Annotated in this window: 26 protein-coding genes, 1 tRNA gene and 1 riboswitch; of the genes, 14 read left to right on the top strand and 13 right to left on the bottom strand. The window is 67.5% G+C overall.

The features are described from left to right. Positions 1-45: 45 nt before the first annotated feature. Entirely contained in the window at positions 46-2,151 is a 2,106-nt protein-coding gene (parE, locus tag P7A99_RS01545) for a DNA topoisomerase IV subunit B (RefSeq protein ID WP_277792190.1), read from the bottom strand. A gap of 215 nt (positions 2,152-2,366) precedes the next feature. Between parE and P7A99_RS01540 the strand changes: the two genes are divergently transcribed. Continuing rightward, complete coding sequence (locus P7A99_RS01540) at positions 2,367-2,753, top strand: hypothetical protein (RefSeq protein WP_277792189.1); 387 nt, start codon at positions 2,367-2,369, stop codon at positions 2,751-2,753. Between the two features lie 61 nt (positions 2,754-2,814). Here the strand turns inward: P7A99_RS01540 and P7A99_RS01535 are convergent, their stop codons facing one another. The 5 genes from P7A99_RS01535 to P7A99_RS01515 form a co-directional block, all read right to left on the bottom strand. Next, entirely contained in the window at positions 2,815-3,375 is a 561-nt protein-coding gene (locus P7A99_RS01535) for a hypothetical protein (protein ID WP_277792188.1), read from the bottom strand. A gap of 166 nt (positions 3,376-3,541) precedes the next feature. Then, positions 3,542-4,201 (bottom strand): hypothetical protein, encoded by a 660-nt coding sequence (locus P7A99_RS01530; protein WP_277792187.1) that lies wholly within the window; start codon positions 4,199-4,201, stop codon positions 3,542-3,544. Between the two features lie 3 nt (positions 4,202-4,204). Then, entirely contained in the window at positions 4,205-4,690 is a 486-nt protein-coding gene (locus P7A99_RS01525) for a GNAT family N-acetyltransferase (protein WP_277792186.1), read from the bottom strand. Positions 4,691-4,747: 57 nt separating this feature from the next. Then, positions 4,748-6,103, bottom strand: a complete 1,356-nt coding sequence (locus P7A99_RS01520) for an amidohydrolase family protein (protein WP_277792185.1) — start codon at positions 6,101-6,103, stop codon at positions 4,748-4,750. Next, positions 6,103-7,566 (bottom strand): amidohydrolase, encoded by a 1,464-nt coding sequence (locus P7A99_RS01515; RefSeq protein WP_277792184.1) that lies wholly within the window; start codon positions 7,564-7,566, stop codon positions 6,103-6,105. Before P7A99_RS01515 ends, P7A99_RS01520 begins: the two co-directional genes overlap by 1 nt. A 161-nt stretch (positions 7,567-7,727) precedes the next feature. Here P7A99_RS01515 and P7A99_RS01510 point away from each other — a divergent pair, with 161 nt between their 5' ends. The 4 genes from P7A99_RS01510 (at position 7,728) to P7A99_RS01495 (ending at position 10,063) form a co-directional block, all read left to right on the top strand. Further along, a complete protein-coding gene (locus P7A99_RS01510) occupies positions 7,728-8,087 on the top strand; it encodes a Kazal-type serine protease inhibitor family protein (protein ID WP_277792183.1) in 360 nt (119 codons plus the stop codon). Between the two features lie 5 nt (positions 8,088-8,092). Next, on the top strand, positions 8,093-8,473 hold the full coding sequence (locus P7A99_RS01505; RefSeq protein WP_277792182.1) for a putative quinol monooxygenase: 381 nt from the start codon (positions 8,093-8,095) through the stop codon (positions 8,471-8,473). Between the two features lie 113 nt (positions 8,474-8,586). After that, a complete protein-coding gene (rsgA, locus tag P7A99_RS01500; protein ID WP_277792181.1) occupies positions 8,587-9,657 on the top strand; it encodes a ribosome small subunit-dependent GTPase A in 1,071 nt (356 codons plus the stop codon). Positions 9,658-9,739: 82 nt separating this feature from the next. Continuing rightward, positions 9,740-10,063, top strand: coding sequence for a hypothetical protein (locus P7A99_RS01495; RefSeq protein WP_277792180.1), 324 nt, complete (start codon positions 9,740-9,742; stop codon positions 10,061-10,063). Between the two features lie 49 nt (positions 10,064-10,112). Here the strand turns inward: P7A99_RS01495 and P7A99_RS01490 are convergent, their stop codons facing one another. The 3 genes from P7A99_RS01490 to P7A99_RS01480 all read right to left on the bottom strand — a co-directional run bounded on the left by P7A99_RS01490 (position 10,113) and on the right by P7A99_RS01480 (position 12,333). Next, on the bottom strand, positions 10,113-10,466 hold the full coding sequence (locus tag P7A99_RS01490; protein WP_277792179.1) for a GFA family protein: 354 nt from the start codon (positions 10,464-10,466) through the stop codon (positions 10,113-10,115). A 72-nt stretch (positions 10,467-10,538) separates the two neighbouring features. Then, positions 10,539-11,948: a type I glutamate--ammonia ligase gene (gene glnA / locus P7A99_RS01485; protein WP_277792178.1), complete on the bottom strand. Its 1,410-nt coding sequence runs from the start codon at positions 11,946-11,948 to the stop codon at positions 10,539-10,541. Between the two features lie 46 nt (positions 11,949-11,994). Next, positions 11,995-12,333, bottom strand: coding sequence for a P-II family nitrogen regulator (locus tag P7A99_RS01480; RefSeq protein ID WP_058350331.1), 339 nt, complete (start codon positions 12,331-12,333; stop codon positions 11,995-11,997). A 234-nt stretch (positions 12,334-12,567) separates the two neighbouring features. Between P7A99_RS01480 and P7A99_RS01475 the strand changes: the two genes are divergently transcribed. From P7A99_RS01475 to P7A99_RS01465, 3 genes are read left to right on the top strand one after another with little or no spacing between them, the layout of a single operon-like run. Then, on the top strand, positions 12,568-14,124 hold the full coding sequence (locus P7A99_RS01475; protein WP_277792177.1) for an acetyl-CoA acetyltransferase: 1,557 nt from the start codon (positions 12,568-12,570) through the stop codon (positions 14,122-14,124). Further along, positions 14,124-14,693, top strand: coding sequence for a histidine phosphatase family protein (locus P7A99_RS01470; protein ID WP_277792176.1), 570 nt, complete (start codon positions 14,124-14,126; stop codon positions 14,691-14,693). The genes P7A99_RS01475 and P7A99_RS01470 overlap by 1 nt, the downstream gene beginning before the upstream one ends. A gap of 14 nt (positions 14,694-14,707) precedes the next feature. After that, complete coding sequence (locus P7A99_RS01465; RefSeq protein ID WP_277792175.1) at positions 14,708-16,177, top strand: NAD(P)H-hydrate dehydratase; 1,470 nt, start codon at positions 14,708-14,710, stop codon at positions 16,175-16,177. Positions 16,178-16,195: 18 nt separating this feature from the next. On the opposite strand, the gene P7A99_RS01460 is transcribed toward P7A99_RS01465, so the two are convergent. Together P7A99_RS01460 and P7A99_RS01455 are read right to left on the bottom strand one after the other, a co-directional pair. After that, complete coding sequence (locus P7A99_RS01460) at positions 16,196-17,113, bottom strand: homoserine O-succinyltransferase (protein ID WP_277792174.1); 918 nt, start codon at positions 17,111-17,113, stop codon at positions 16,196-16,198. A gap of 47 nt (positions 17,114-17,160) precedes the next feature. After that, positions 17,161-17,263: riboswitch (SAM-I-IV-variant riboswitch) on the bottom strand. 85 nt (positions 17,264-17,348) lie between these two features. Continuing rightward, on the bottom strand, positions 17,349-17,525 hold the full coding sequence (locus tag P7A99_RS01455; RefSeq protein WP_165255923.1) for a hypothetical protein: 177 nt from the start codon (positions 17,523-17,525) through the stop codon (positions 17,349-17,351). Positions 17,526-17,822: 297 nt separating this feature from the next. Here P7A99_RS01455 and P7A99_RS01450 point away from each other — a divergent pair. Beyond that, positions 17,823-17,907: transfer RNA gene (locus P7A99_RS01450), tRNA-Leu, on the top strand. 174 nt (positions 17,908-18,081) lie between these two features. Beyond that, a complete protein-coding gene (tig, locus tag P7A99_RS01445; protein ID WP_277792284.1) occupies positions 18,082-19,440 on the top strand; it encodes a trigger factor in 1,359 nt (452 codons plus the stop codon). Between the two features lie 80 nt (positions 19,441-19,520). Here tig and P7A99_RS01440 read toward each other — a convergent pair whose 3' ends face one another. After that, complete coding sequence (locus P7A99_RS01440) at positions 19,521-19,970, bottom strand: hypothetical protein (protein WP_277792173.1); 450 nt, start codon at positions 19,968-19,970, stop codon at positions 19,521-19,523. 224 nt (positions 19,971-20,194) lie between these two features. On the opposite strand from P7A99_RS01440, the gene P7A99_RS01435 reads away from it, so the two are divergent. From P7A99_RS01435 to P7A99_RS01425, 3 genes are all read left to right on the top strand, one after another. Beyond that, positions 20,195-20,824 (top strand): ATP-dependent Clp protease proteolytic subunit, encoded by a 630-nt coding sequence (locus P7A99_RS01435; protein ID WP_277792172.1) that lies wholly within the window; start codon positions 20,195-20,197, stop codon positions 20,822-20,824. Positions 20,825-20,938: 114 nt separating this feature from the next. Then, complete coding sequence (locus tag P7A99_RS01430; protein ID WP_277792171.1) at positions 20,939-21,259, top strand: hypothetical protein; 321 nt, start codon at positions 20,939-20,941, stop codon at positions 21,257-21,259. Positions 21,260-21,406: 147 nt separating this feature from the next. Then, on the top strand, positions 21,407-21,940 hold the full coding sequence (locus tag P7A99_RS01425; protein ID WP_277792170.1) for a Spy/CpxP family protein refolding chaperone: 534 nt from the start codon (positions 21,407-21,409) through the stop codon (positions 21,938-21,940). A 37-nt stretch (positions 21,941-21,977) separates the two neighbouring features. On the opposite strand, the gene P7A99_RS01420 is transcribed toward P7A99_RS01425, so the two are convergent. Further along, a complete protein-coding gene (locus tag P7A99_RS01420) occupies positions 21,978-22,637 on the bottom strand; it encodes an HAD-IB family hydrolase (RefSeq protein ID WP_277792169.1) in 660 nt (219 codons plus the stop codon). A 345-nt stretch (positions 22,638-22,982) separates the two neighbouring features. Between P7A99_RS01420 and clpX the strand changes: the two genes are divergently transcribed. Further along, complete coding sequence (gene clpX, locus P7A99_RS01415) at positions 22,983-24,245, top strand: ATP-dependent Clp protease ATP-binding subunit ClpX (RefSeq protein WP_165255910.1); 1,263 nt, start codon at positions 22,983-22,985, stop codon at positions 24,243-24,245. Positions 24,246-24,300: the final 55 nt, after the last annotated feature.

The following is a 24,300-nucleotide window of genomic DNA, read 5'->3' as shown; positions in this document are numbered from 1 at the left end:
CGATCGCTTCGCGATCACCTCCCCCACAGGGGGAGGTTCTTGTGATCACAGATCCAGGTCGTCCGCCGCGAAGGCCGCGTTGTCCTGGATGAACTTGAAGCGCAGCTCGGGCTTGCGGCCCATCAGGGTCTCGACCAGGTCCTCGACGGTCTCCTCGTGGCGCGGCAGGGTCACGCGCGCCAGGGTGCGGACCGCCGGGTCCATGGTGGTTTCCTTCAACTGCGAGGCCATCATCTCGCCCAGACCCTTGAACCGGCCGATCTCGGGCTTCTTGCCCTTGAACATGGTGGCCAAGAGCTCGTCCTTGTGGGCGTCGTCGCGGGCGTACTCGGTCTTGCCGCCGTGGCTCAGGCGATAGAGCGGGGGCAAAGCGAGGTACAGGCGGCCGGCGCGGATCAGGTCCGGCATGGTGCGGTAGAAGAAGGTGATCAGCAGCGAGGCGATGTGGGCGCCGTCGACGTCGGCGTCGGTCATGATGATGATCCGCTCGTAGCGCAGATCTTCCTCACGGTACTTGTTGCCGCCCTGGGCCCCCAGGGCCAGCATCAGGTCCGACAGCTCCTTGTTGGCGGTGAACTTCTCGCCCGAGGCCGAGGCCACGTTCAGGATCTTGCCGCGCAGGGGCAGGATCGCCTGGTTCTTGCGGTTGCGGGCCTGCTTGGCCGAGCCGCCGGCCGAGTCGCCTTCGACGATGAAGAGTTCGGCGCCGTCGACCGCGCCGCCGGCGCAGTCGGCCAGCTTGCCGGGCAGGCGCAGCTTGCGGGTCGCCGAGGCGCGGGAGACTTCCTTGTCCTTGCGGCGCTTGAGGCGTTCCTCGGCGCGCTCGATGACGAACTCGAGCAAGGCCTGGGCCGCCTTGGGGCTGCCGGTCAGCCAGTGGTCGAACGGGTCGCGCAGGGCGTTTTCGACGAAGCGCTGGGCCTCGGTCGTCGACAGCTTTTCCTTGGTCTGGCCCTGGAACTCGGGGTTCTTGATGAACACCGAGATCAGCGCGCCGGCCTGGGCCACCACGTCGTCAGCGGTGATGATCGTGCCGCGCTTCTCGCCCTTGAGGTCGGCATAGGCCTTGAGGCCGCGCGTCAGGGCGGCGCGGAAGCCGCTTTCGTGCGTTCCGCCCTCGGGGGTCGGCACGGTGTTGCAGTACGACTGCATGAAGCCGTCGTGCTCGCCGAAGCCCCGCGGCGTCCAGGTGACGGCCCATTCGACCGCGCCGGCCTCGCCCTCGCGCTCGATGCGGCCGGCGAAGCTGGTCGGGGTGACCGTCTCCAGGCCCTTGGTGCGCTCGGCCAGGAAGTCGGCCAGGCCGTTGGGGAAGTGAAACACCGCCTCGGCGGGCGTCTGGTCGTGGATGCGCTCCTGGGCGCAGGACCATTTGATCTGCACGCCGCGGAACAGATAGGCCTTGGAGCGGGCCATGCGGTACAGGCGCGCCGGCTTGAAGGCGCAGCCCTCGCCGAAGATCTGGTCGTCGGGCTTGAAGCGCACCATGGTGCCGCGCTTGCGGCTGGGCTGGATCTTCTCGACCGGGCCCAGCGGCTTGCCGCGCGCGAAGCTCTGGCGGTGCTCGAAACCGTCGCGCCAGACCGTCACCTCGACCAGTTCCGACAGGGCGTTGACCACGCTGGCGCCCACGCCGTGCAGGCCGCCCGAGGTCTCGTAGGCCTTGCCGCTGAACTTACCGCCCGCGTGCAGGACGGTCATGATCACTTCCAGCGCCGACTTGCCCGGATGCTTGGGGTGCGGGTCCACGGGCATGCCGCGGCCGTCGTCCTTGACCGACAGGTAGCCGTCGGCGTCGAGCTTGACCTCGATCGATTTGGCGAAACCGGCCACGGCTTCGTCCATCGAGTTGTCGAGCACTTCGGCGAACAGGTGGTGCAGGGCCCGCTCGTCGGTGCCGCCGATGTACATGCCCGGACGCATGCGCACGGGCTCCAGGCCTTCCAGCACCTCGATCGAGCTGGCGTCGTAGCCGCCCGACGAGGGGGCAGCGGCCGGAGCGGCCTCGACCTTGCCCGGAGGCGGGGGAGGCGGCGGCTGCGGCTTGGGCTGCGGATGCGGTTCGCGGGCGGGCAGGGGCGGAGCGCTCGGCGGCGCCAGGGCGTCGTCGTCGAACAGCGAGAACAGCGAGTTGGGGTCTTTGGAAGACATCGGATGATTTTGCGGCGATTCGGGTGTCTCGCCCCGTATGACCCGAGCTCGCCCCCAAGGAAAGCGCTGCTTGGGGATTGGTTTGCAGCTTCAGTGTGTATGCACGAATGTGACAATTTTCACGTGTATTTTCGTTGATGTCCCCATGGGTTGAGCAGATGCTCCCTTCCACCGGCCCGAGCGGCGGCCGGCCCATCGGAAGAGGGAGAAGCGTCATGACGACTGCGACTGCGCAGGCGGGCACCGCCGAATTCACCACCACCGACTGCGGCGACACCAGCGGCACGGCCAACGGGCTGCTGCCGGTCGGCTCGGCCGTCTCGATCAACAACAATACCGACCTCAGCTCGTGCATCATCGGCAACAGCGAGGGCAAGGTCTACGGCATTCGCCTGGTGTCCAACGCCGGCATCTACAGCTACCAGGTGCAGGTCGACGCCCAGGGACCGTCGGGGATCTTCTCGGGCAGCATCAACCTGGCCTTCACCGACCAGACCGGCGACACCTACAAGCTGGCCATCACCTCCAGCCGCCGCGAACAGCACACGGTCTCCTACAACAGCGACCGGCCCTCGATCGTGAAGATCACCTGGGCGACCTGACGCAGCGGGCCAGGAAGCGGTTGCTCGGTCCCGCTCAGCAGCGGGGCCGAGCGTTCCTGCCTCAAACCGCCTTGGCCGCTTTGCGGGCCAGGGCGCGGCGCTCGATGCTGGCGGCGAACAGCGGGGTTTCGCGGCTGTTGTGGTCGCCGCCGTCGCGCTGGCGGGCGTCGGCGGCGTCCTCGAACGGCATGCCGTGCTTGTCGATGAAGTCGAGGAATTCCTGGGTGGGGTGGGCGACCACGCTGTTGGTGTATTCGCAGGTCGCCTCGTCGATCTTCCGGGCGCTCAGGGTCCAGATCACCTGAACCCGCGTGCGGCCATTGGGCGTGAAGGCGTCCGAGGTCGACACCATCCTGCACAGGGTCGGGGTGGCGATCTCGGCCACATAGTGCTGGACCATCAGGGTCTGGCCGATCATCTCGACATTGATCGACATGCGCCGACCGTCGTCGGTGAAGGTGGCGCCGGCCGAGATGTGGTCGGGCGCGCAGCAGCGCTGGTATTCGGCCTCGGGCAGGGTGAACAGCCAGTCGGCGATGTCGATCGTCTCGATCGGCGCGTTGATGGTCGCCGTATAGGCCGAAGCCGACAGTTGCTTTTCCGTGATGATGATGTCCGACATCGCCATGTCCTCTACGTCGAAAGCTTGCCCGCGGCGCCGAATGCGACCGCCGGGCGACGTCAGGACTTTCGGCGCGCAGCCGCCGGCGAGGTAGCCATCCATGGGTTTGCCGCGCGAAGGCATGGGGAGGGGGCGGCTAGACCTAGGTCTAGAAGGGCAAGCGGGCTCAGCCCTTCGCCAGTCGCGCCCGCAGCCGTTCCACGCGCTCGTAGGAGCTGTCCTCGCGACCGCCCATGATGATCTTGGTGGGGCGATCGGCGGCCTCGGCCTCCTCGACCGCCCGCAGCAGCTTGCCCATGCCCCAGGTTCCCTTGGTGCAGCAGACGCAGCGGCAGGGCGGCATGCCGTTCGAGCCGGGCTGGTAGCGCCAGCCCACGACTTGCGGAGGAACCTTTACCCGCAGGATCTCCGAAGGCTGGATGCGACGGCCAAGCAGGACCTGATAACCCTGCGGCGAGGTGGGCAGGCGCCGGCCGGCTTGGATATCCTTGCGGTTCTTGTCCGCCTTGTCCGTCGCGAGGGCGGCGACCGGATCCGCCGCCTCGACCGACATCATGATGGCCACGGCCTCCGCCGCCGTGACCGATCGGTGCGGCGAGCTGTAGTGGCCGATCTCGACGGGCTCGTCGTCGGGAACCCGGAAGTAGACGGCGAGCATCGTGCCGCTCTGGCCCCGCCGCAGTTCGCGCAGCCACTGGTGTGAGATCTGGAAGTTGCGGGTCACCGGCATGGCGAAGACTCGCTTGCTCCACTTCGCCGGGGCGATGCCGACGCGGCGGATGGCGGGCAGGTTGTCGTGCGAGGTCAGGTGAACGAAGACGGGCATGGCTCAGGTCAGTTCGCGCCGCATGGCGTAGTTGTGGATCAGGCCGCCCCGCACCTCGAAGTCGCGCCGCGCGGTCACGGTGAAGCCGTGGCGCTCGAACACCGGCCGGGCCAGCTCGCTGGCCTCGACATATAGGACGGCGAGGCCTTGTTCTTCGGCGCGCTGTATCACCGTCTCTAGCAGGCGGGAAGCCACGCCCTGGCCGGCGAAATCGGGATGGCAATAGAGGTGGTCGACATGGCCGTCGGCCTCCAGGTCGACATAGCCCACGGCCTGGTCGCTGGTGTCGGCGGCGACGAAGGTCATGCGGCCGTCGGCGGCGCGGTTCAGCACGTCGATCGGCTGTAGCGGCGCCGGCGCCCAGGCAGATATCTGGGCTGCGGAGTACGCGCGTCGGCCAAGCCCATGGACGGCGTCGTAGTAGAGCCGCGCCATGTGGGGCGCATCGTCGGTCCGATAGGGGCGGATGAAGACGTTGGCGGCCTGCATCGCTTCCCTCGAAAAGCGACGGCCCGCCCCTGGTGGGAGGCGGGCCGTCTGGTCGTCTTATCGGTAGGCCGGGGGCAGGCCGTTGTCGCCCGCCGCATAGCGGTCGCGCAGCTGGCTCTGGCGGCTGTCGGCCGGCTGCTCGACGCCGCCGATGAACACCTTGTCGGCCCAGGTGGTGGTTTCCAGCGGATCGCCGGTCCACAGCACGAGGTCGGCGGTCTTGCCGACATCCAGCGAGCCGATCTGGTCGGCCATGCCCCAGATCTTGGCCGGGGTCAGGGTGATCGCCGCCAGGGCGGCCGGGTAGGGCAGGCCGTTGGCGACGGCCAGGCCCGCGTTCAGGCGTTCCTGGCGCAGGTTGTTGAAGTCCCGCGCGCCGTTGATCGCCACCGTCACGCCGGCCGCGTTCAGGCGAGCGGCGTTGTCGAGGCGCGAGCCCAGGGTTTCGAAGCTGTCGGGCAGGTCGGCCTGGGTGTCGACGATCACCGGCACGCCGGCCTTGGCGATCTCGCCGGCCACCAGCCAGCCTTCCTCGGCGCCTTCCAGCACGATCCTGACCTTCTCCTCGGCCGCCAGCTTGAGCGCCAGGCGGATGTCCGAGGCGCGGTGGGCGCGGATCAGCAGCGGGGTCTTGCCCTGCACGACCGGGACCAGGGCCTCCAGATCGAGGCGCGAGAGGCCGTAGTCGCGCGTGGCGCCCTGTTCGAAGGCGGCGCGGTTCCTGGCGAACGCCCGGGCGTCCTGCAGGGCCGACTTGATCAGCACGATCGAGGCGCCGCGCGAGCCGCCAGCCGCGCGGGCCCCGGCTTCGCCCAGCGACAGGGTCACGGCGGTCTTGGACTTCGAGACGATGTCGGCCTCGCCGGCCTTCAGGCGCACGAACGCGGCCTGGCCGCCGAACAGCGGAGGATCGCCGCCGCCGTCTTTGCCTGCGGTCATTTCCTCGACCACGCCGTCATCGGCGTGTTCGTGGCTGCCGCCGCCGACACCAGACAAGATGGGGGTCACGGCCGAGGCGGTGACCCCGCCGTCGCGGGCCAGGCCTATCATCGGCGAGGCCGGATTGACGCCGTAGGCAATGTCGAAGCCGGCCGACAGGGCGTTGCCCGTGCCGTCGTCGCGCGTCTCGCGCACGCCGCCGATCTCCGAGGCGCTGATGTTGGACGACGGCGCCACCAGGCCAGGCGTCACGACCCCGCCCTTGGCGTCGATGGTCGTCACGCCGGCGGGGACGGCGACATTGGCGCCGACGGCGGCAATCTTGCCGTTCTGGACGAGGATGGTCCCCGACGGGATCGCCGCGCTCGACACCGGCTCGATGCGGGCGTTGACGATGGCGAAGGTCTGGGCCGAGGCGGAACCGGCCGCGACGGCGCACAGGGCGGCGCCGGCGAAGAGAATGGAACGGATCATCAGTTGAACGCTCCCTGGCCGGACTGGCCAAGCTCGAAGTCGGACTTGGGCTGATAGCGCTTGTCGTTGCGGTCGTAGGTCAGGGCGCCGTCGATATAGACCTGCTCGGCCTTGGCGTAGACGCTGAACGGATCGCTGCTCCAGACCACGACGTCGCCGGCCTTGCCCACTTCCAGGCTGCCGGTCTTGTCGGCGATGCCCATGGCTTTCGCCGGATTGGCCGTGATCCACTTGATGGCCTCGGCGCGGGTGATGCCGTAACCGATCTTGTTGCCCGCGGTCATGGCGATGGCGGCCTCCTGGTTGAGGCGCTGGGTCATGATCGGGTCGTCGGAGTGGATGACCACGCAGGCGCCGGCCTTCCAGACGATGGCGGCGTTGGAGTCGATGCCGTCCAGGCTTTCCATCTTGAAGCCGGTCCACGAGGCCCAGGTGGCCGAGCAGATGCCTTCCTTGGCCAGAAGCGGGGCGACCTTGTAGCTCTCCACCGCGTGGTGGAACATGGTGATCTTGTAGCCGAACTCCTTGGCCACATCGATCATCACGGCCATCTCGTCGCCGCGATAGCAGTGGTTCTGGACCAGGATTTCGCCCTTGAGCACGCCGGCCAGGGTTTCGAGCTGCAGGTCGCGCTTGGGCGCGTCGGCCTTCTCGCCCTTTTCCTTCTTGGTGCGGTAGTCGTCCCACTTGCGGGCGTAGTCGGCCGCGTCGATCCAGGCCTTGCGATAGCCGAAGACGTTGCCCATCGCTGTCGAGGGCGAACGGTTCTTGGAGCCATAGACGCGCTTGGGGTTCTCGCCGCAGGCCATCTTCAGCCCGTAGGGCGCGCCCGGGAACTTCATGCCCTGCATGGTGGTCGAGGGCACGTTCTTCAGCGTCACCGAGCGACCGCCAAAGAGGTTGGCCGAGCCGGGGAGGATCTGCAGGGTGGTCACGCCGCCGGCGCGGGCGCGGTTGAAGCCCGGGTCCTGCGGCCACACCGAGTGCTCGGACCACACCTGGGCGGTGTTGGGGTCGGTGGCTTCGTTGCCGTCCGACTTGGCCGACACGCCGGGCGAGGGGTAGACGCCCAGGTGGCTGTGGGAGTCGATGATGCCGGGGGTAATCCACTTGCCCTTGGCGTCGATGGTGGTGACGCCGGCCGGGATGGCGGTCTCGGGGCCGCCGACGGCGAGGATCTTGCCGTCCTGCACGACCACCACGCCATTCTCGATCTGCTGGCCGGTCGCGGTCAGCACCGTGGCGCCGACGAAGGCCGTCGGGCGCGAGGGCAGGGGCGCGTAGGTCGAGGGGAAGCCCGACGAGGCCTCGCCATCGAGGCCCTTGGGCAGCGGCTTGGCTTCGGCCTTTTCGGCCGGCTTGGCGGACGCTTGCGGCTTGGCCGTGGTTCCGGTCGTGGCGCAGGCCGAAAGGCCCAGCGCGAGCAGACTGACGGCCGCGGCCGTCGTACCCCATCGTGTCATCAATTTTCCCCGACTCTCGAAGAGGCCGCGAGGACAGACCAATTCAGACCCCTGATCAAGCAGCACGGCGCCCCATTTTTCCCCGATCGCGGCGTTTGTCTGTCGCGCGTGCTTCGTGCGAGGATCGCGACCTGCGGTCGAATCCGCTTGGGAGGAACACGATGCGCCTGCGTCCCTGGCTCGGCCTGGCGGCCGCTCTTCTGATCAGCGCCTGCGCGGGCCAGCCCGCCGGTCCTTCTACGGGTTCGCCTCCGCCGATGTCGCGCGCGCCCGTGGCCGAAGGCGGCATGTGCGGCGGGATCGCCGGCTTCCAGTGCGGCGAGGGCCTGTCCTGCGTGATGCCGGCCGGCGCCTGCAAGACCGTGGCCGACGCCTCGGGGATCTGCCGCAAGCGTCCGCAGGTCTGCACCATGGACTACCGCCCTGTCTGCGGCTGCGACGGCAAGACCTACGGCAACGCCTGCAGCGCGGCGGGCCAGGGCGTCAGCGTCGCCCACGAGGGCGAGTGCAAGGCCGAATGAGCGACATGCTGACAGGAATGGACCGCCGATTGGTGATGATCGGCGGCGCGGCTGCGGCGATGACGCCGTCGCTTGGTGTGGCAGGGGAAAAGACGATGTACGGACTGATCGGCCAGATGAAGGCCGCTCCCGGCAAGCGTGACGATCTGGTCGCGATCTTGAAGGAGGGAACCGGCGCCATGCCCGGCTGCCTGTCCTACATCCTGGCGCTTGACCCGGCCGACGCCGACGCGATCTGGATCACCGAGGTCTGGACCGGCAAGGAAAGCCACACCGCGTCGCTGAAGCTGCCGTCGGTGCAGGCGGCTATCGCCAAGGCGAGGCCGATCATCGCCGGCTTCGGCCACCGGTTCGAGACGACGCCGGTGGGCGGGGTGGGGCTGTAGGCCGCCAGCAGAAACGGCCGTACTCTCGGACCTGTCGCGATCGGTCTTTCGGCGCGTGTCGTTTTGCTGCTAGGCGGAGCGGCGATGCATACGTCGGCGCATGGAAGCCCAACTTGATCGAGCAATACGGATGGTCTGATCTGCTGGCGGAGGCTTTCAAGCCTCATGAGCGCGCGGGTCATGCGGCGGGTCGCGTCGCCGTCCAGCAGCGGAACGGCTATCTGGTGATCACCGCCAATGGCGAGGTGCGGGCCAAGCTTTCCGGGCGCCTGCGTCACGAAGCCCAGGAGGCCGGCCATCCGGCGGTCGGCGACTGGGTGGCGCTGTCGATCAACTTGGCCGAACGCACCGGAACCATCCAGGCCGTGCTGCCACGCCGCACAGCCCTGGTTCGCCGGGCCGCCGACAGCGTGCAGACCCCGCAGGTGGTCGCCGCCAATGTCGACCTGGCGTTCATCGTCACCTCGATGAACGGCGACCTCAATCCGCGCCGTATCGAGCGCTATCTGGCGGCTGCCTGGCAGAGCGGCGCCCGCCCCGTGGTCGTGCTGACCAAGTCGGACGTCTGCGCCGAGGCGGCGTCTCTCGCCGCCGAGGTCGAGGCCCTGGCCGGCGGTTGCCCCGTCGTCATCGTGTCGGCGCGCGAGGGGCGGGGCCTGGACGCCCTGCTGGCCCACCTGGCGCCGGGCGAGACCTGCGTCCTGCTCGGCTCGTCCGGCGTTGGCAAATCCACCCTGGTCAATACGCTCCTGGGCGAACAACGCATGGCTACCCAGGCCATCCGCGAGGCCGATGACCGAGGCCGCCATACGACCAGCCACCGCGAGCTGGCGCTGCTGCCCGGCGGCGGACTGATCATCGACACGCCCGGTGTCCGCGAGGTGGGGCTGGTGGAAGCCGACGAGGGCGTGAACCAGGTGTTCGACGACATCGAACGCCTGGCGGAAACCTGCAAGTTCGGTGACTGCAGCCACGCCAACGAGCCGGGCTGCGCGGTGCAGGGCGCCATATCGAGCGGCGATCTGGACCCCAGGCGCTGGGAGCACTTCCGCAAGCTGGCCCAGGAACTGGCCGCGGTCGAGGACAAGGCGGCCCGGGCGTTCAAGGACGCGGAACGTCGCCGTCTCGGCAAGGCCCAGAAGAGCTATCGCACCGCCAGGAAGGACGCCCGCGGGGGCGCTTAAGGTCGAAGATCTTTCAAAATATGGCCGCTCTTCCTGGCGAATGGGATTAGGTGTGGGGCTCAACACCTTCGAGAGATGACCAATGCCGGCCTTCACCATCGTCACCACCAGCGCGACCCAAGGCAGCGATTCAGCGGAGGTGAACACCCTGACGGACGACTTCTCCAACGAGAGCGAAGCCCTGGGTTACGCCCGCCGCATGGCGGACGAGATGCTCGATCTCGCCAGCCAGCTGTCGCTGGATTTCGACTACACCAATGTGGGCCTCTACGAGGGCGATCTGCTCGACGAGGATCTCGACCCGGCCCATGCCGCCTTCAGGGGCGCGTGGGTGCTGGACGAAGAGGGCGCTTCGTTCGTTCCCGCCGATGAGTTCCGCGACGGCATTGCTCAAGCCGACGCCTGATCTGGCCGACGCCTGATCTGAACAACCGGACTGGGGAGCCAGGCGCTCCTCAGTCCACATACTGTTCCGTCACCGCTCCATCCAGGTGGCGCACTCGGGCCTGCGCCAGCACGTCCAGATCCATCAGCCGGGCGTTGATCCCGATCTTGTCGCGGCTGGGGTCGTTGGCGCTCCAGTGGGTGACGCAGCCGCAGGTGCGGCAGCGATGGAAGGCGATCGAGCGGTCGTCCCACTCGTAGATGTCGGCCGGTCCGCCCTCGACGCGGCGCACGGCGGCCAGCGGGTAGTAGGCCCATAGCACCCCGTAGCGACGGCAGATCGAACAGTTGCACTCGGTCACTTCCGCCGGCGCGGTGTCGATCTCGAAGCCCACGGCGCCGCAGTGGCAGCTTGTGCGGATCATCGGCGTCCTTCCAAAAGAAAAGGCCCGGAGCTTGCGCCCCGGGCCGATCCCAAAGTGCTCAGGCCTTTCGGCTTAGCACTTGTAGTACATCTCGAATTCGACGGGGTGCGGGTGCAGTTGCAGACGCATCACTTCTTCCATCTTCAGCTCGATGTAGCTGTCGATGAAGTCGTCGTCCATGACGCCGCCGGCCTTCAGGAAGGCGCGGTCCTTGTCCAGGCTTTCCAGGGCTTCACGCAGCGAGCCGCAGACTTCCGGGATCTTCTTCTGCTCGCGGGGCGGCAGGTCGTAGAGGTTCTTGTCGGCGGCCGCGCCCGGGTCGATCTTGTTGATGATGCCGTCCAGGCCGGCCATCAGCAGGGCGACGAAGGTCAGGTAGGGGTTGCCCATCGGGTCCGGGAAGCGGGCTTCGATGCGCTTGGCCTTCGGGCTGTCGACGTGCGGGATGCGGATCGAGGCCGAGCGGTTGCGCGAGCTGTAGGCCAGCTTCACCGGGGCTTCATAGCCGGGCACCAGACGCTTGTAGCTGTTGGTGGTCGAGTTCGAGAAGGCGTTGATGGCCTTGGCGTGCTTGATGATGCCGCCGATGTACCACAGGCATTCTTGGCTCAGGCCGGCGTACTTGTCGCCGGCGAACAGCGGCTTGCCGTCCTGCCAGATCGACTGGTGCACGTGCATGCCCGAGCCGTTGTCGCCGAACATCGGCTTGGCCATGAAGGTGGCGGTCTTGCCATAAGCGTGGGCCACGTTGTGGATCACGTACTTATAGAGCTGCATGCGGTCGGCCATGGTGACCATGGTGTCGAACTTCAGGCCGAGTTCGTGCTGGGCCGGCGCCACTTCGTGGTGGTGCTTTTCCGGCTTCATGCCGAGCTCGCCCATGACGGCCAGCATTTCGCCGCGCAGGTCCTGGGCCGAGTCGACCGGGTTCACCGGGAAGTAGCCGCCCTTGGGGCCCGGGCGGTGGCCCATGTTGCCTTCCGGATAGGCCTTGGACGAGTTCACCGGCAGTTCGGTCGAGTCGTACGAGTAGCCGGTGTCGTGCGGAGCGGTCGACCAGCGCACGTCGTCGAAGATGAAGAATTCGGCTTCCGGGCCGAAGTAGACGGTGTCGCCCACGCCCGCCGACTTCACGTAGTTCAGCGCGGCCTTGGCGATCGAGCGCGGGTCACGGTTGTAGGGGGTGCCGTCGTCCGGGTTCACGACGTCGCAGAACAGCGCCAGGGTGGTCTGCTGGTAGAACGGGTCGATGATGGCCGAGGTCAGGTCCGGACGCAGCTTCATGTCCGACTCGTTGATGGCCTTCCAGCCGGCGATCGACGAGCCGTCGAACATGGTGCCGTCGTTCAGGAACTCGTCGTCGACCAGGTCGATGTCGAAGGTGACGTGCTGCAGCTTGCCGCGAACGTCCGTGAAGCGGACGTCGACGTACTTCACGTCCTTTTCCTTGATCAGGTCCAGGATTTCCTTGGCGGTGCTCATTGATATCCCCTTTGAGCGAGAAAGTCGTAAGGAGGGAGGCCGTGGGCTAGACGGCGGACGGGCCGGTTTCGCCGGTCCGGATGCGGATGACTTCGGTGATCTCCGAGACGAAGATCTTGCCGTCGCCGATGCGGCCCGTGCGGGCGGCGTTGGTGATCGCCTCGAGGGCGGCGTCGAGCTGGCTGTCCTCGACGACGACCTCCAGCTTGATCTTGGGCAGGAAGTCTACGACGTACTCGGCGCCGCGATAGAGCTCGGTGTGGCCCTTTTGGCGCCCGTAGCCCTTGGCTTCCAGAACGGTCATCCCTTGGACGCCCATATCCTGGAGCGCCTCTTTGACCTCATCCAGCTTGAACGGCTTGATGACGGCTTCGATCTTTTTCATCGGTCTCTTCCGCGCCCGACGGCGCATGGCCTCTGACTTTGAGCGGCAAGGATCACGCCGCCCGGAACGTCACAAGCCGAGGTTCCAGCGATTGTCGCGGTTCGGTCGCTCATTCAGGCATATGAGCAAATCTTGAGCGACGTTTGATTGAAAAGCATGCATTTCGGAATTGTGGCCGGAAACGGCCTTGTCGCGCCTCGATACCTGCCTAGGATTGCGAAAACGATCGTTTGAATGGGGGTGAACATGCGTGACGAGACGCCGGTTTTGATCGGCGTGGGCCAGTTCACGTTTCGAGGTCCCGCTGAAAATTCACCCTCGCCGCTGGAATTGCTGAAGATTGCGGCGAAACGGGCTGTCGCCGACGCGGGGCTGGAGGGGACGGTTCTTGCGCGTTTGGACGCTCTTGCGGTCGTAGCGTTCAGCATCGATGCCCCGGGCGGTCTTTCGAAACTGCCGCTTCCCCGCCTGTCGGATCCGCCGGCCAGCCTGGCGCGGGCGCTGGAGGCCCGTCCCGACTGGTCGGTCTATACCGAGACCGGGGGGAACAGTCCTCAGCAGGCGATCAACGTCCTGGCCGAGCGTATCGCCCGCGGCGAGTCGCGGCTCGGGCTGGTCACGGGCGCGGAGTTCCTGGGCTCGCTGATGAAGCGGATGAAGAACGGTCTGGGCTTCGACGGCTGGGCCGACGACATCGACAGCAAGCCTGCCCGCATCGGCGATCCGCGGCCCGGCGTGACGAAGCAGGAGGCCGCCCACGGCCTGGGCTATCCGGTCAATACCTACCCGCTGTTCGAGAACGCCCTGCGGGCCCGCGACGGCCGCAGCCTCGCCGACCATCAGGCTAGGCTGGGCGCACTGTTCTCGCCGTTCACCAGGGTCGCCGCCGCCGATCCCGAGGCGTGGTTCCCGGTCGAGCGCTCGGCCGAGGAGCTCGTGACCGTGACCGAGCGCAATCGCATGGTCGGCTATCCCTATCCCAAGTACCTCAACGCCATCATGGAGGTGGATCAGTCTGCCGCAGTCCTGGTCGCCAGCGTCGGCATGGCGCGTGAGCTGGGCGTTCCGCAGGACCGCTGGGTGTTCCTGCACGGCTGCGCCGACGCCGCCGACCTCTGGTACCCGCTGCAGCGCCAGGATTTCCACTCCAGCCCGGCCATCCGCCTGACCGGCAGGCGCGCCCTGGACATGGCTGGGATCGCGCTGTCCGACCTCGACCTGATCGACCTCTATTCGTGCTTCCCGTCGGCGGTTCAGGTGGCGGCCGAGGAGCTGGGCCTGGCGCTGGACGATCCGCGCGGTCTGACCGTCACCGGCGGCCTGCCGTATTTCGGCGGGCCGGGAAACAACTACAGCCTTCACGCCGTCGCGCGCCTGGTCGAGCGCCTGCGGGCGCGGCCCGGCGCCTACGGCCTGTCGACCGCCAACGGCTGGTTCCTGACCAAGCAGTCGGTCGGCGTCTATTCCACGCGGCCGGTCGAGGGCGAGTGGCGGCGCGAGGATCCGGCGGTGATCCAGGCCGAGATCGACGCCCTGCCGCATCCGCCGATCGCCGAGGCGCCGCAAGGCCCGGCGACGATCGAGACCTATACCGTCGTCCACGCTCGCCAAGGGCCACGGATGGGCATCGTCATCGGGCGTACAGCCGAGGGGGCGCGGTTCGTGGCCAATACGCCCGAGGATCCGGCGACCCTGGCCGACCTGGAGGTCCGCGAGGGCGTCGGACGCGCCGGCGTGGTGGGGCCTCATCCCGACGGCGTGCGCAACCTCTTCACGCCGGACCCGGCCTGATGGGGCGCGTCCACGTCATTCGCCACGGCAAGCCGGCGGCGACCTGGGGCGGTCACGACGACGATCCGGGGCTCGACGAGACAGGGCGGGAGCAGGCGAGGGCGGTCGCCGCCGTACTGGCGCATCTGCCGGCGGGCGAGCGCCCGGCCCGGGTGATCTCTTCGCCCCTGCGCCGCTGTCGAGAGACCGCCGCGCCGCTGGCTGTGCTCCTGGGCGTTCCGGTCGAGATCGAGCCGGCCGTCGGCGAGATCCCGACGCCCGCGGCTCTGGCGCCCGAAGATCGTCCCGCCTGGTTGAAGCAGGCCTTCGCCGGGGATTGGGCCGATATCGAGGGCGATCGCGACTACCTGGCCTGGACGGCGGAAGTGGCTGGCGCTCTGGCGCGATACGAGGGATGCGCCGTCTTCAGCCATTTCGTGGCGCTGAACGCCGCTGTGGCGGCGGCGCAGGGCGCGCGTGCGGTCATGGCGTTCCGGCCCGACCACACCAGCGTCACCGTCTTCGAAGTCGTCGACAATCGCCTGCGGCTGGTCGAGAAGGGCAAGGAAGCCTCCACCGGCGTTCTTTGATGGAGCCGAGCCGCATGTCGCCCCGCCAGATCATGACCGTCGCGGAGATGAAGGCGGCCGACGCGGCGGCGGTGGCGGCGGGAACGCCGGCGACCACGCTGATGGAGCGGGCCGGCAAGGGCGCGGCCGAGGTGATCCGCGCGCGCTGGTCGCGCCGCCCGGTGGTGATCTGGTGCGGCCCGGGTGACAACGGCGGCGACGGCTATGTCATCGCCAGCCATCTCAAGCGTCGTGGCTGGCCCGTGCGGGTCGAGGCGCTGGCGCCGCCGGCCTCGCCTTCGTGCGGCTGGGCGGCCGATCGCTGGCGCGGCGAGGTCCATCCGCTGAACCCGGCCGTCTCGCCGGGCGAGCTCTATGTCGACGCCCTGTTCGGCGCCGGACTGTCGCGTCCGCTGGAGGGCGAGGTCGACGAACTGGCGCGGGCGGCGCGGGGTCTTTCATCCCGCATCATCGCCATCGACACGCCCAGCGGGATCCATGGCGACACGGGCGTGTCGCTCGGCGGCGCGGCGTTCACGGCTGCGCTCACCGTCACCTTCCATCGCAGCAAGCCGGCTCACGTGCTGGCGCAGGGGCGGGCGGCCTGCGGCGAGGTCGAGGTCGTCGACATCGGCCTTTCCGAGACTGGCGCGGGCGATCTGGTCGAAAACGATCCTGGCCTGTGGGGCGTCCGGTTTCCGTGGCCTTCGAACGACGCCCACAAGCATGCACGGGGCCGCCTGGTGGTGGTCAGCGGCGAGGCCTGGAGCACGGGCGCCGCGCGGCTGTCGGCCCGGGCGGGCCTGCGGATCGGGGCCGGCGTCGTGACGCTGCTGTCGCCGCCGGGCGCCCTGGCGGTCAACGCGGCCCATCTCGAGGCCGTCATGCTCGCGCCCTTCGAGACCGACGCGGATTTGGTCGGACTGGCTGATCGCGCCGCCGCAGCCGTAATCGGCCCGGCCGCCGGGGTGGGCGAGGCGACGGCGCGCAACCTGACCGCTCTGGCCGGCACAGGGGCGGCCCTGGTGGTCGACGCCGACGCCCTGACCAGCTTCGCCCATGCCCCGGACGAACTCTTCGCCCGCCTCGACCGCGACGACGTGCTGACCCCGCACGCCGGCGAGTTCGAGCGGCTGTTCCCGGGGCTGCTGAAAGCCTCGCCCGAACGCTTCGCCGCCGCTCGCGAGGCTGCGCGCCGGGCTGGGGCGATCGTGCTGCTGAAGGGCCCCGATACGGTGATCGCCGCGCCGGACGGCCGCACGGCGGTCAATCTCAACGGCTCGCCCTGGCTGGCCACCGCGGGCTCGGGCGATGTGCTGGCGGGCTTCATCGCGGGCCTGGCGGCGCAGGGAATGGACAGTTTCGACGCCGCCTGCGCGGGCGCCTGGATCCATGCCGAGTGCGCGACGATGCACGGCCCTGGGCTGATCGCCGAGGATCTGCCGGGGCTGGCGCCGACCGTGCTCAAGAGATTATGGGAGGCTCGCCAGAAACCTCTCGCATAAGGAGAGGTTTTTCTTGGTCTAAGCCCCGATCGCTTCCAGTTCGAACGGGGTGGTCTGGTAGACCTCATTCAGCCAGTTGCCGATCAGCAGGTGGGCGTGGCTGCGCCAGCGGTTGCGCGGCGCGCGCGACGGGTCGTCGCCGGGGAAGTAGTGCGCGGGCGGCGGCGTCGACGGATCGACCAGCCGGTCGCGGGCGTATTCCGCCGCCAGGGTGCCGGTCTCGTACTCGGGGTGATTGAACATGTAGAGCCAGCGGCGACGGGCGTCCTCCAGCAGGCACAGCCCCGATTCCTCCGAATCGAGCAGCACCCGCAGGCTGCCGTCGGCGGGTAGGTCCTCGGGGCGCACCTCGGTCCAGCGCGACACCGGAATGTCGATCTCGTCGGCTAGGCCGCGCAGATAGGGCGAGGCCGGCGCCATGTTGGCGTGGGCGAACACGCCCGAGCGCTTGTCGGCCAGCACGTGCTTGGGCACGCCGTGGAAGTGCCGCACACCGGCCTGGGCGCCCCAGCAGACCGCCAAGCCCGCATGTACGTGGGTTTCGCTCCAGTCGAAGATGCGAGACAGCTCGTCCCAGTAGCCGACCTCCTCGAAGGGCAGGGTCTCGACGGGCGCGCCGGTGACGATCAGCCCGTCGAAGCGCTGACGGCGCACCTCTTCCCAGGGGCGGTAGAAGGCGAGCATGTGCTCGGCCGGGGTGGTCTTGGGCGAGTGGCTGGACAACTGGATCAGCGACAGCTCGATCTGCAGCGGGCTGGCCCCCAGCAGGCGGGCGAACTGCCGCTCGGTGGTGGGCTTGTCGGGCATCAGGTTCAGCAGGCCGATGCGCAGCGGCCGGATGTCCTGGCGGGCGGCTTCGGTGTCGGCCATCAGCGACAGGCCTTCGGCTTCCAGCGAGGCGCGGGCCGGCAGGTTGTCGGGAATCTTGATGGGCATGCTCAGCGTCCGTCCGTCAGAAACCAGGACACGTGACGGCGTTCAGGGATCACCCGTTTCGTTGCCGTCGCGGCCGCATCCCCCCGACGGGGCGCCACCTTGCTCGGGAAGCAGGTTGGCGTTGGGCGAGCCCAACTCTTGATGCAGGACGGGCTTTAGCTGCGCCGCTTGCCGATCGCAAGGGGACGCGACGTCGCGCTCGCAGTTCGGAGAGAGATAGACGGAGACGGGCGGTTCAGGCTTCCAGGCGGTGCAGGACGATCTCGGCGCGCACGCCTTCGTCGAACAGACGGCTGCCGTAGTCGAGCGCGGCCTGGAAGGACCTCTGCTCGAGGGAATCGGTGAACACCACCTGATGGTCGCAGGTGACTTCCCAACCGGCCTCGGTCTGGTTGACCTCGATCGTCCGCATACGCTGTTCTCCTACGCCATGGCGCAGTTAACCGTCGCTGATGGGAAATGGTTGCGTGCGAATCCACGAAAATTCAAGCGCCGCCAGGTTGCGCGCCGAAACTGATCCGAGGGGAGAGGGAAAACCGGCCCGGGCGTCAGTCGGGGGGGCAAGGCCCGGGCCGGTTAATGTCTCGTGGCTATGCGCTCGACGGGACACGGAGAAAACGACGCGACCCGAATGCAGTTCCGCGAGTTCACGAAAATTCTTCGCGGACACTTCAAATCCTTCGCGACGACAGTTAAGGCTCGCCCCCACGCGGATGTGGCGGAACTGGTAGACGCACTGGATTTAGGTTCCAGCGCCGAGAGGCGTGGAGGTTCGAGTCCTCTCATCCGCACCATGTCGCCGCGCGCAGCGTTTTGCGCGCGGCGACGCCATACCCTTTGATCGACGCGAAGTGTCGTGACATAAGGGCGCTCTTTCGCCGCCCCGGTGACGTGGGCGGCTATGATTTTTTGACCCCTGGGGCGGACGACGGGCGCGGGCGCCCGGATCCGAGAAGCTAAGAATGTCGATGCAGATCGTTGAAAAGTCGGGCGAAGGCCTCAGCCGGGTTTACGGCGTTACGGTGCCCGCGAGTGAGCTGGCCACGCGTCTCGAGGCTCGTATCGCCGAAGTCGCCCCCCAGATGAACGTCAAGGGCTTCCGCCCGGGCAAGGTGCCGGCCGCGCACGTGCGTCGCCTGTACGGCAAGGGCCTGATGGGGGAAGTCATCGAGCAGGCGCTCAACGAGACCACCCAGAAGATCCTGGACGACAACAAGCTGCGCCCCGCCGGCCAGCCCGACCTGAAGCCGACGTCCGACATGGACAAGGTCATCGCCGGTGGCGAGGACCTGGCCTTCGAACTGGCCGTCGAGATCATGCCGGAATTCGAGCCGATCGATCCGTCGACCATCGAGCTGGTGAAGCCGGTCTACAAGATCGAGGATTCGGAAGTCGAAGAAGCCCTGGCCGAGCTGGCCAAGCAGGCCCGCACCTATGAGCCGCGCAAGGGCAAGAGCCTGAAGGCCAAGGACGGCGACCAGCTGCTGATCGACTTCGTCGGCACCATCGACGGCGTCGCCTTCGCCGGCGGCACCGCCAACGACGCCGAGCTGGTGCTCGGTTCGGGCCAGTTCATCCCGGGCTTCGAAGACCAGCTGGTCGGCGCCAAGCCGGAAGACGTCGTCACCGTGAAGGTGAAGTTCCCGGAAGACTACCAGGCCGCCGAGCTGGCTGGTAAGGACGCCGAGTTCGCCACCACCGTGAAGGAAGTCCGCGCTCCGGTCGACGCCGAAGCTGACGACGAGCTGGCCAAGCGCCTGGGTCTGGCCGACCTGGCCGCCCTGAAGGACCTGATGAAGTCCAACCTGGAAGGCCGCTACACCAACAGCTCGCGCTTCAAGCTCAAGCGCGCCCTGCTGGACGTGCTGGACAGCAAGCACGACTTCGCCCTGCCGCCGCGCATGGTCGAGGCCGAGTTCGCCGGCATCTGGCAACAGGTCCAGGCCGACAAGTCGCAAGGCGGCCTGCCGCCGGAAGACGCCGAGAAGACCGAAGAGCAGCTGCAGGACGAGTACAAGAAGATCGCCGAGCGCCGCGTGCGCCTGGGTCTGGTGCTCGCCGAGATCGGCCGCAAGAACGACGTCGTCGTCACCGACCAGGAACTGAACGAAGCGATCGTCCGCGAAGCCCGCCAGTATGGCGCCCAGGCTCAGCAGGTGTTCGACATGTACCGCCAGCGCGCCGACCTGCAGGCCTCGCTGCGCGCCCCGATCTACGAAGACAAGGTCGTCGACCTGATCTTCGACAAGGCCAAGATCGAAGAGAAGGCCGTCTCCAAGGAAGAGCTCCTGGAAGAAGACGACCTGCCGGAAGGCTACGGCGGCTGAGCCGTCGGCCTATCAGGCTGAACGAAATGGGGCGCGGACCGAAAGGTCCGCGCCCTTTTTCATTTCGGCCTGACCGGGTGTCACGGCTGGAACACGATCTCCACCGGTGCGGCCGCGCCCGTCGACAGATAGGCGAAGCCCGGACCCTCGGCCGGGACGATGTTTCCGCCCGGCTGGTAGGCGGCCTGGAGCAGGAACGTCGTGCGGTTGGGCTGCAGCGTCAGGATGACCGTCGAGGGCTGGCCCGGCTGGACGTAGACGGGGCTGGGCTGGCCGCGGCCGCCGTCGGTGTTCCAGAACGCCTTGCCGGACCGGTTGCTGATGTAGGCCTTGGCCATCGGGCCGTCCCAGCTGAGGATCTGCACGTTCCAGATCGGTTGCGGCAGCGGGCCGGCCGACAGCGCCACGAACGGGCGGCCGCTCGGGTCGACGTCGATGCTGGCGTAGGGGCCGGCGGTCAGGACGATGTTGCAGGTGAACTCGGCGGCGGCGCCTTCGACGATCTGAAGGGCTTCCAGCGTGTCGGTCATTGTCGTTGCTCCCCGTCCCACGGTCGTCCCTCATGGCGGCTGCGTGCGGACAAATGGAGGTTGATATAACCGTGTTATGCAATCTGTGCGCGACAACACACCTTGTCGCCTCGCGGGCCCGCCCACACCTTGCAACCTGTTAAGCGCCACGCGATATGCGTCAGGTGCGCTGGCGCGACGCTGATTCGCGCCCGCAAAGACATTTCGAGAAGGGTGAACCCCACATGATGTACGATCCGGTCGAGACGGCGATGAACCTGGTTCCGATGGTGGTCGAGCAGACCAGCCGCGGCGAGCGCGCCTTCGACATCTTTTCGCGCCTTCTGAAGGAGCGGATCATCTTCCTGACCGGTCCGGTCGAGGACGGCATGGCCTCGCTGATCTGCGCGCAGCTGCTCTTCCTGGAGTCGGAGAACCCCAAGAAGGAAATCGCCATGTACATCAACTCGCCGGGCGGCGTGGTGACGTCGGGCCTCGCGATCTACGACACCATGCAATACATCAAGAGCCCGGTGACCACCGTTTGCATGGGCATGGCCGCCTCGATGGGCAGCCTGCTGCTGTGCGCCGGCGCGCCCGGCCAGCGCATCGCTCTGCCGAACGCCCGCATCATGGTGCACCAGCCGTCGGGCGGCTTCCGCGGCCAGGCCTCGGACATCATGCGCCACGCCGAGGACATCTCGAAGACCAAGCGTCGCCTGAACGAGATCTACGTGAAGCATTGCGGCCGCACCTATGACGAAGTCGAGCGCGACCTGGATCGCGACAACTTCATGAGCGCCGAGGAAGCCAAGGCCTGGGGCCTGATCGACCAGATCAACGAGAACCGCGAAACGGCCGAAGCCAGCGCGTAAGCGTCGGTCTTCGAGATGATGGGGCCGCCGGTCATACGATCGGCGGCCTTTTTCGTGCGCGTTGCGTGGCGACTGATCTCGACCTAGGGTGGTGCTCTCTTGGGAGGGGCAATCGTGCGAAATCGAGCCAAGGAATCTGCCGTCGTTCTGGCGGCGGCCCTGTTGCTGGCCGCAGGCTCAGCGCAGGCGCAGTGCACCATGTGGTGTCCTAACGGCGCCGGGACGGGCGACGCGCTGATCACCGAATTCTCGACGGTCCAAGGCGCCCAGGCCGGGTGCAAGGGCGACGAGGTGGTCTGGGCCCAGAACAAGCGCATCTATCACAAGGCCGGCTGGAAGAAGTTCGGCAAGACCCCGGGCGGCAGCTACATCTGCAAGGCCTCGGCCAGCAAGGTGCAGCTCAAGCAGGCCAATCTGTTCCAGCGCTTCCTGTAGCGTTCGCGGCCCGCCGGCAAAACAGCGGGGCGTTTATGGCCGAGTTTGGCCAGCGGGCTGGGAAAGGCGAAACAAACCGGCCCCAGATCGGCCGGGCAGGGCGGCGACAAGGATCCCATGACGATCCTCGAGCCCCGGAGCCCGGCCATGACCGCCCGCCGCCGCCTTTCGCTGCTTTCGGCCCTCGCGGCCTTCCTGAGCCTGGCCGGCGCGGCCGCCAACGCCCAGGGCTTCTCCGACCTGGCGCCGCGCCACGGGATCGCGACCTTGCGGGTGGGCGTCAGCCCCGAGCAGGTGCAGCAGATCGTCTCCGACCGGCTGCTTCAGGACGGCGTGACGGCGGGCCTTGCCACGCTGCGCCAGAACCTGGCCCTGACGCCGGGCCAGCAGGACCGCTGGCGCGACTTCATCCTGGCTTCCAGCGCCCGGCCGGCGGGCGTGGTGCTGGCCGTGGCCGCGCCGCAGGACGAGACGCCCCTGGCCCAGGCCCGTGCGGGCCTCGCTCTTCAGCGCGAGCAGCTAGCCGTCGAGCAGCGGCGCGTGAAGGCCATGGCTAGGCTCTACAAGGCGCTCGACGACGACCAGCGGGCAGTCTTCGACCAGGCCTATTCGGCGATCGGCAGCCTGTCGGTCAGCACCCAGGCGTCGGGCCTGGCGTCGGCCGGGGTGAGCGTGGAGTAGGCGCTGAGATCCTCCCCCTCCAGGGGGAAGGGGCTCACTAGACGGGCTTGCCCTTGAAGATCCGGTAGCCGCGCTCCTGGGCGATGGCCAGCATCTCGGTGTCGCCCGAGGTGTCGCCATAGGCGGCGGCCAGCTTCACGCGCTCGCCGAAGGTCTCGCGCAGGCGCACCACCTTTTCCGGGCCCCGGCAGTTGGGGCCGGAAAGCCCGCCGATCACCTTGCCGTTCAGGTCGTAGGCCAGCTTGGTGCCGATCAGCAGGTCGGCGCCGATCCCGCGGGCGAACGGCGCGACCACCACGTCGGGCGAGGCGGTGACGATGACCATCCTGGCGCCCTGGGCCCGCCAGCGCCGCCAGACAGCCAGGGCGTCCGGACGGAACAGGCTCTGAGCGTGGGTCTCGGCGAAGGTGCGGGCCTGGGCCTCGAGCCGCTCCTGCGGCACGCCCTTCAGGAATTCGCGGATCGCCGCGGCCTTGATGCGGCCGCGATCGCGGTGGAACAGGTAGGAGAGGGCGGCAGGCGCCAGGCGGATCATCCCCATCGTCCAGCGGCCGCCGCTGACCCGCCATTTCAGAAAGGCGGTGAAGCTGTCGCGCACGGTCAGGGTGCCGTCGAAGTCGAAGGCCACCAGCGGCGGGCTGGCTTCGGTGTGCGTCGGGGCGTGAGCGTCTTCCGACGCCTCGTGGATCTCGGCCATCTCGTCTCCGCCCGTCGGGCGAACTCCTTCTTGCGGCGCCGCTTGCAGCACGATTCCGGCCGCTTACAGAAAGATTAGAGGCTGCGGCGATGTTCCGCAGCCCACGGATCGCTTGCTTTGGCCTACAGTCGTCCCATCTAGGGATGGAATCCCATGGTCAGAACCGAAACATCCACGAACTTGGCGCCTGAAAAGGGCTCCAAGGCTTGTGCGGCGCGTTCGGATCGGGGAATGTCAAGGATTAGACAACTCCCCCTGGGTATCCTGTTGCTTCGGTGGCGGGATACGCGTTGGGAGTCGGCGGTAGCGGCTTTCGCCGTATCCGCCCTAGCGTGAGAAGCGACCATGACGAAAGCCGCCAGCGGCGACGCCAAGAGCACCCTGTACTGTTCTTTCTGCGGAAAGAGCCAACATGAAGTGCGCAAGCTCATCGCCGGACCCACCGTGTTCATCTGTGATGAATGCGTCGAGCTTTGCATGGATATCATCCGTGAAGAGCACAAGATCGCCTTCGTGAAGTCCAAGGACGGCGTTCCGACGCCGCGCGAGATCTGCGAAGTCCTGGACGACTACGTGATCGGCCAAGGTCACGCCAAGAAGGTGCTCGCGGTCGCGGTGCACAACCACTACAAGCGCCTGAACCACGCCTCGAAGAACAACGACGTGGAACTGGCCAAGTCGAACATCCTTCTGGTCGGTCCGACCGGTACGGGTAAGACCCTGCTGGCCCAGACGCTGGCTCGAATCATCGACGTGCCGTTCACGATGGCCGACGCCACCACCCTGACCGAAGCCGGTTATGTGGGTGAAGACGTCGAGAACATCGTGCTCAAGCTGCTGCAAGCCGCCGACTACAACGTCGAGCGCGCCCAGCGCGGCATCGTCTACATCGACGAAATCGACAAGATCAGCCGCAAGTCCGACAACCCGTCGATCACCCGCGACGTGTCGGGCGAAGGCGTGCAGCAGGCCCTGCTGAAGATCATGGAAGGCACTGTCGCCTCCGTGCCGCCGCAGGGCGGGCGCAAGCATCCGCAGCAGGAATTCCTGCAAGTCGACACGACGAACATCCTGTTCATCTGCGGCGGCGCCTTCGCGGGCCTCGAGCGCATCATCTCGGCTCGCGGCGCGGCCAAGTCGATCGGCTTCGGCGCCAAGGTCGCCGATCCGGAAGACCGTCGCACCGGCGAGATCCTGCGCGGCGTCGAGCCCGACGACCTGCAGCGCTTCGGCCTGATCCCGGAATTCATCGGCCGTCTGCCGGTGATCGCCACCCTGGAAGACCTCGACGAGGCCGCCCTGGTGAAGATCCTGACCGAGCCGAAGAACGCCTTCGTCAAGCAGTACCAGCGCCTGTTCGAGATGGAGAACATCGGCCTGACCTTCACCGAGGACGCCCTGCACCAGGTCGCCAAGAAGGCCATCGCCCGTAAGACCGGCGCCCGCGGCCTGCGCTCGATCATGGAAGGCATCCTGCTGGAGACCATGTTCGAACTGCCCAACTACGAGGGCGTCGAGGAAGTGGTGGTCAACGCCGAGGTCGTCGAAGGCCGGGCCCAGCCGCTGCTGATCTACGCGGAAAAGAAGGGCGGCGCCGCTTCGGCCTAACCGCCGGCGACGCAAGCTGAAATGAGAACGGCGGGTCCCAAGGGCCCGCCGTTTT

It is taken from the genome of Caulobacter endophyticus (genome assembly GCF_029543245.1).
Taxonomy (GTDB): Bacteria; Pseudomonadota; Alphaproteobacteria; order Caulobacterales; family Caulobacteraceae; genus Caulobacter; species Caulobacter endophyticus_A.
Note: the sequence above shows the minus strand (reverse complement) of the source record. Positions and strands in the feature narration are given on the sequence as shown.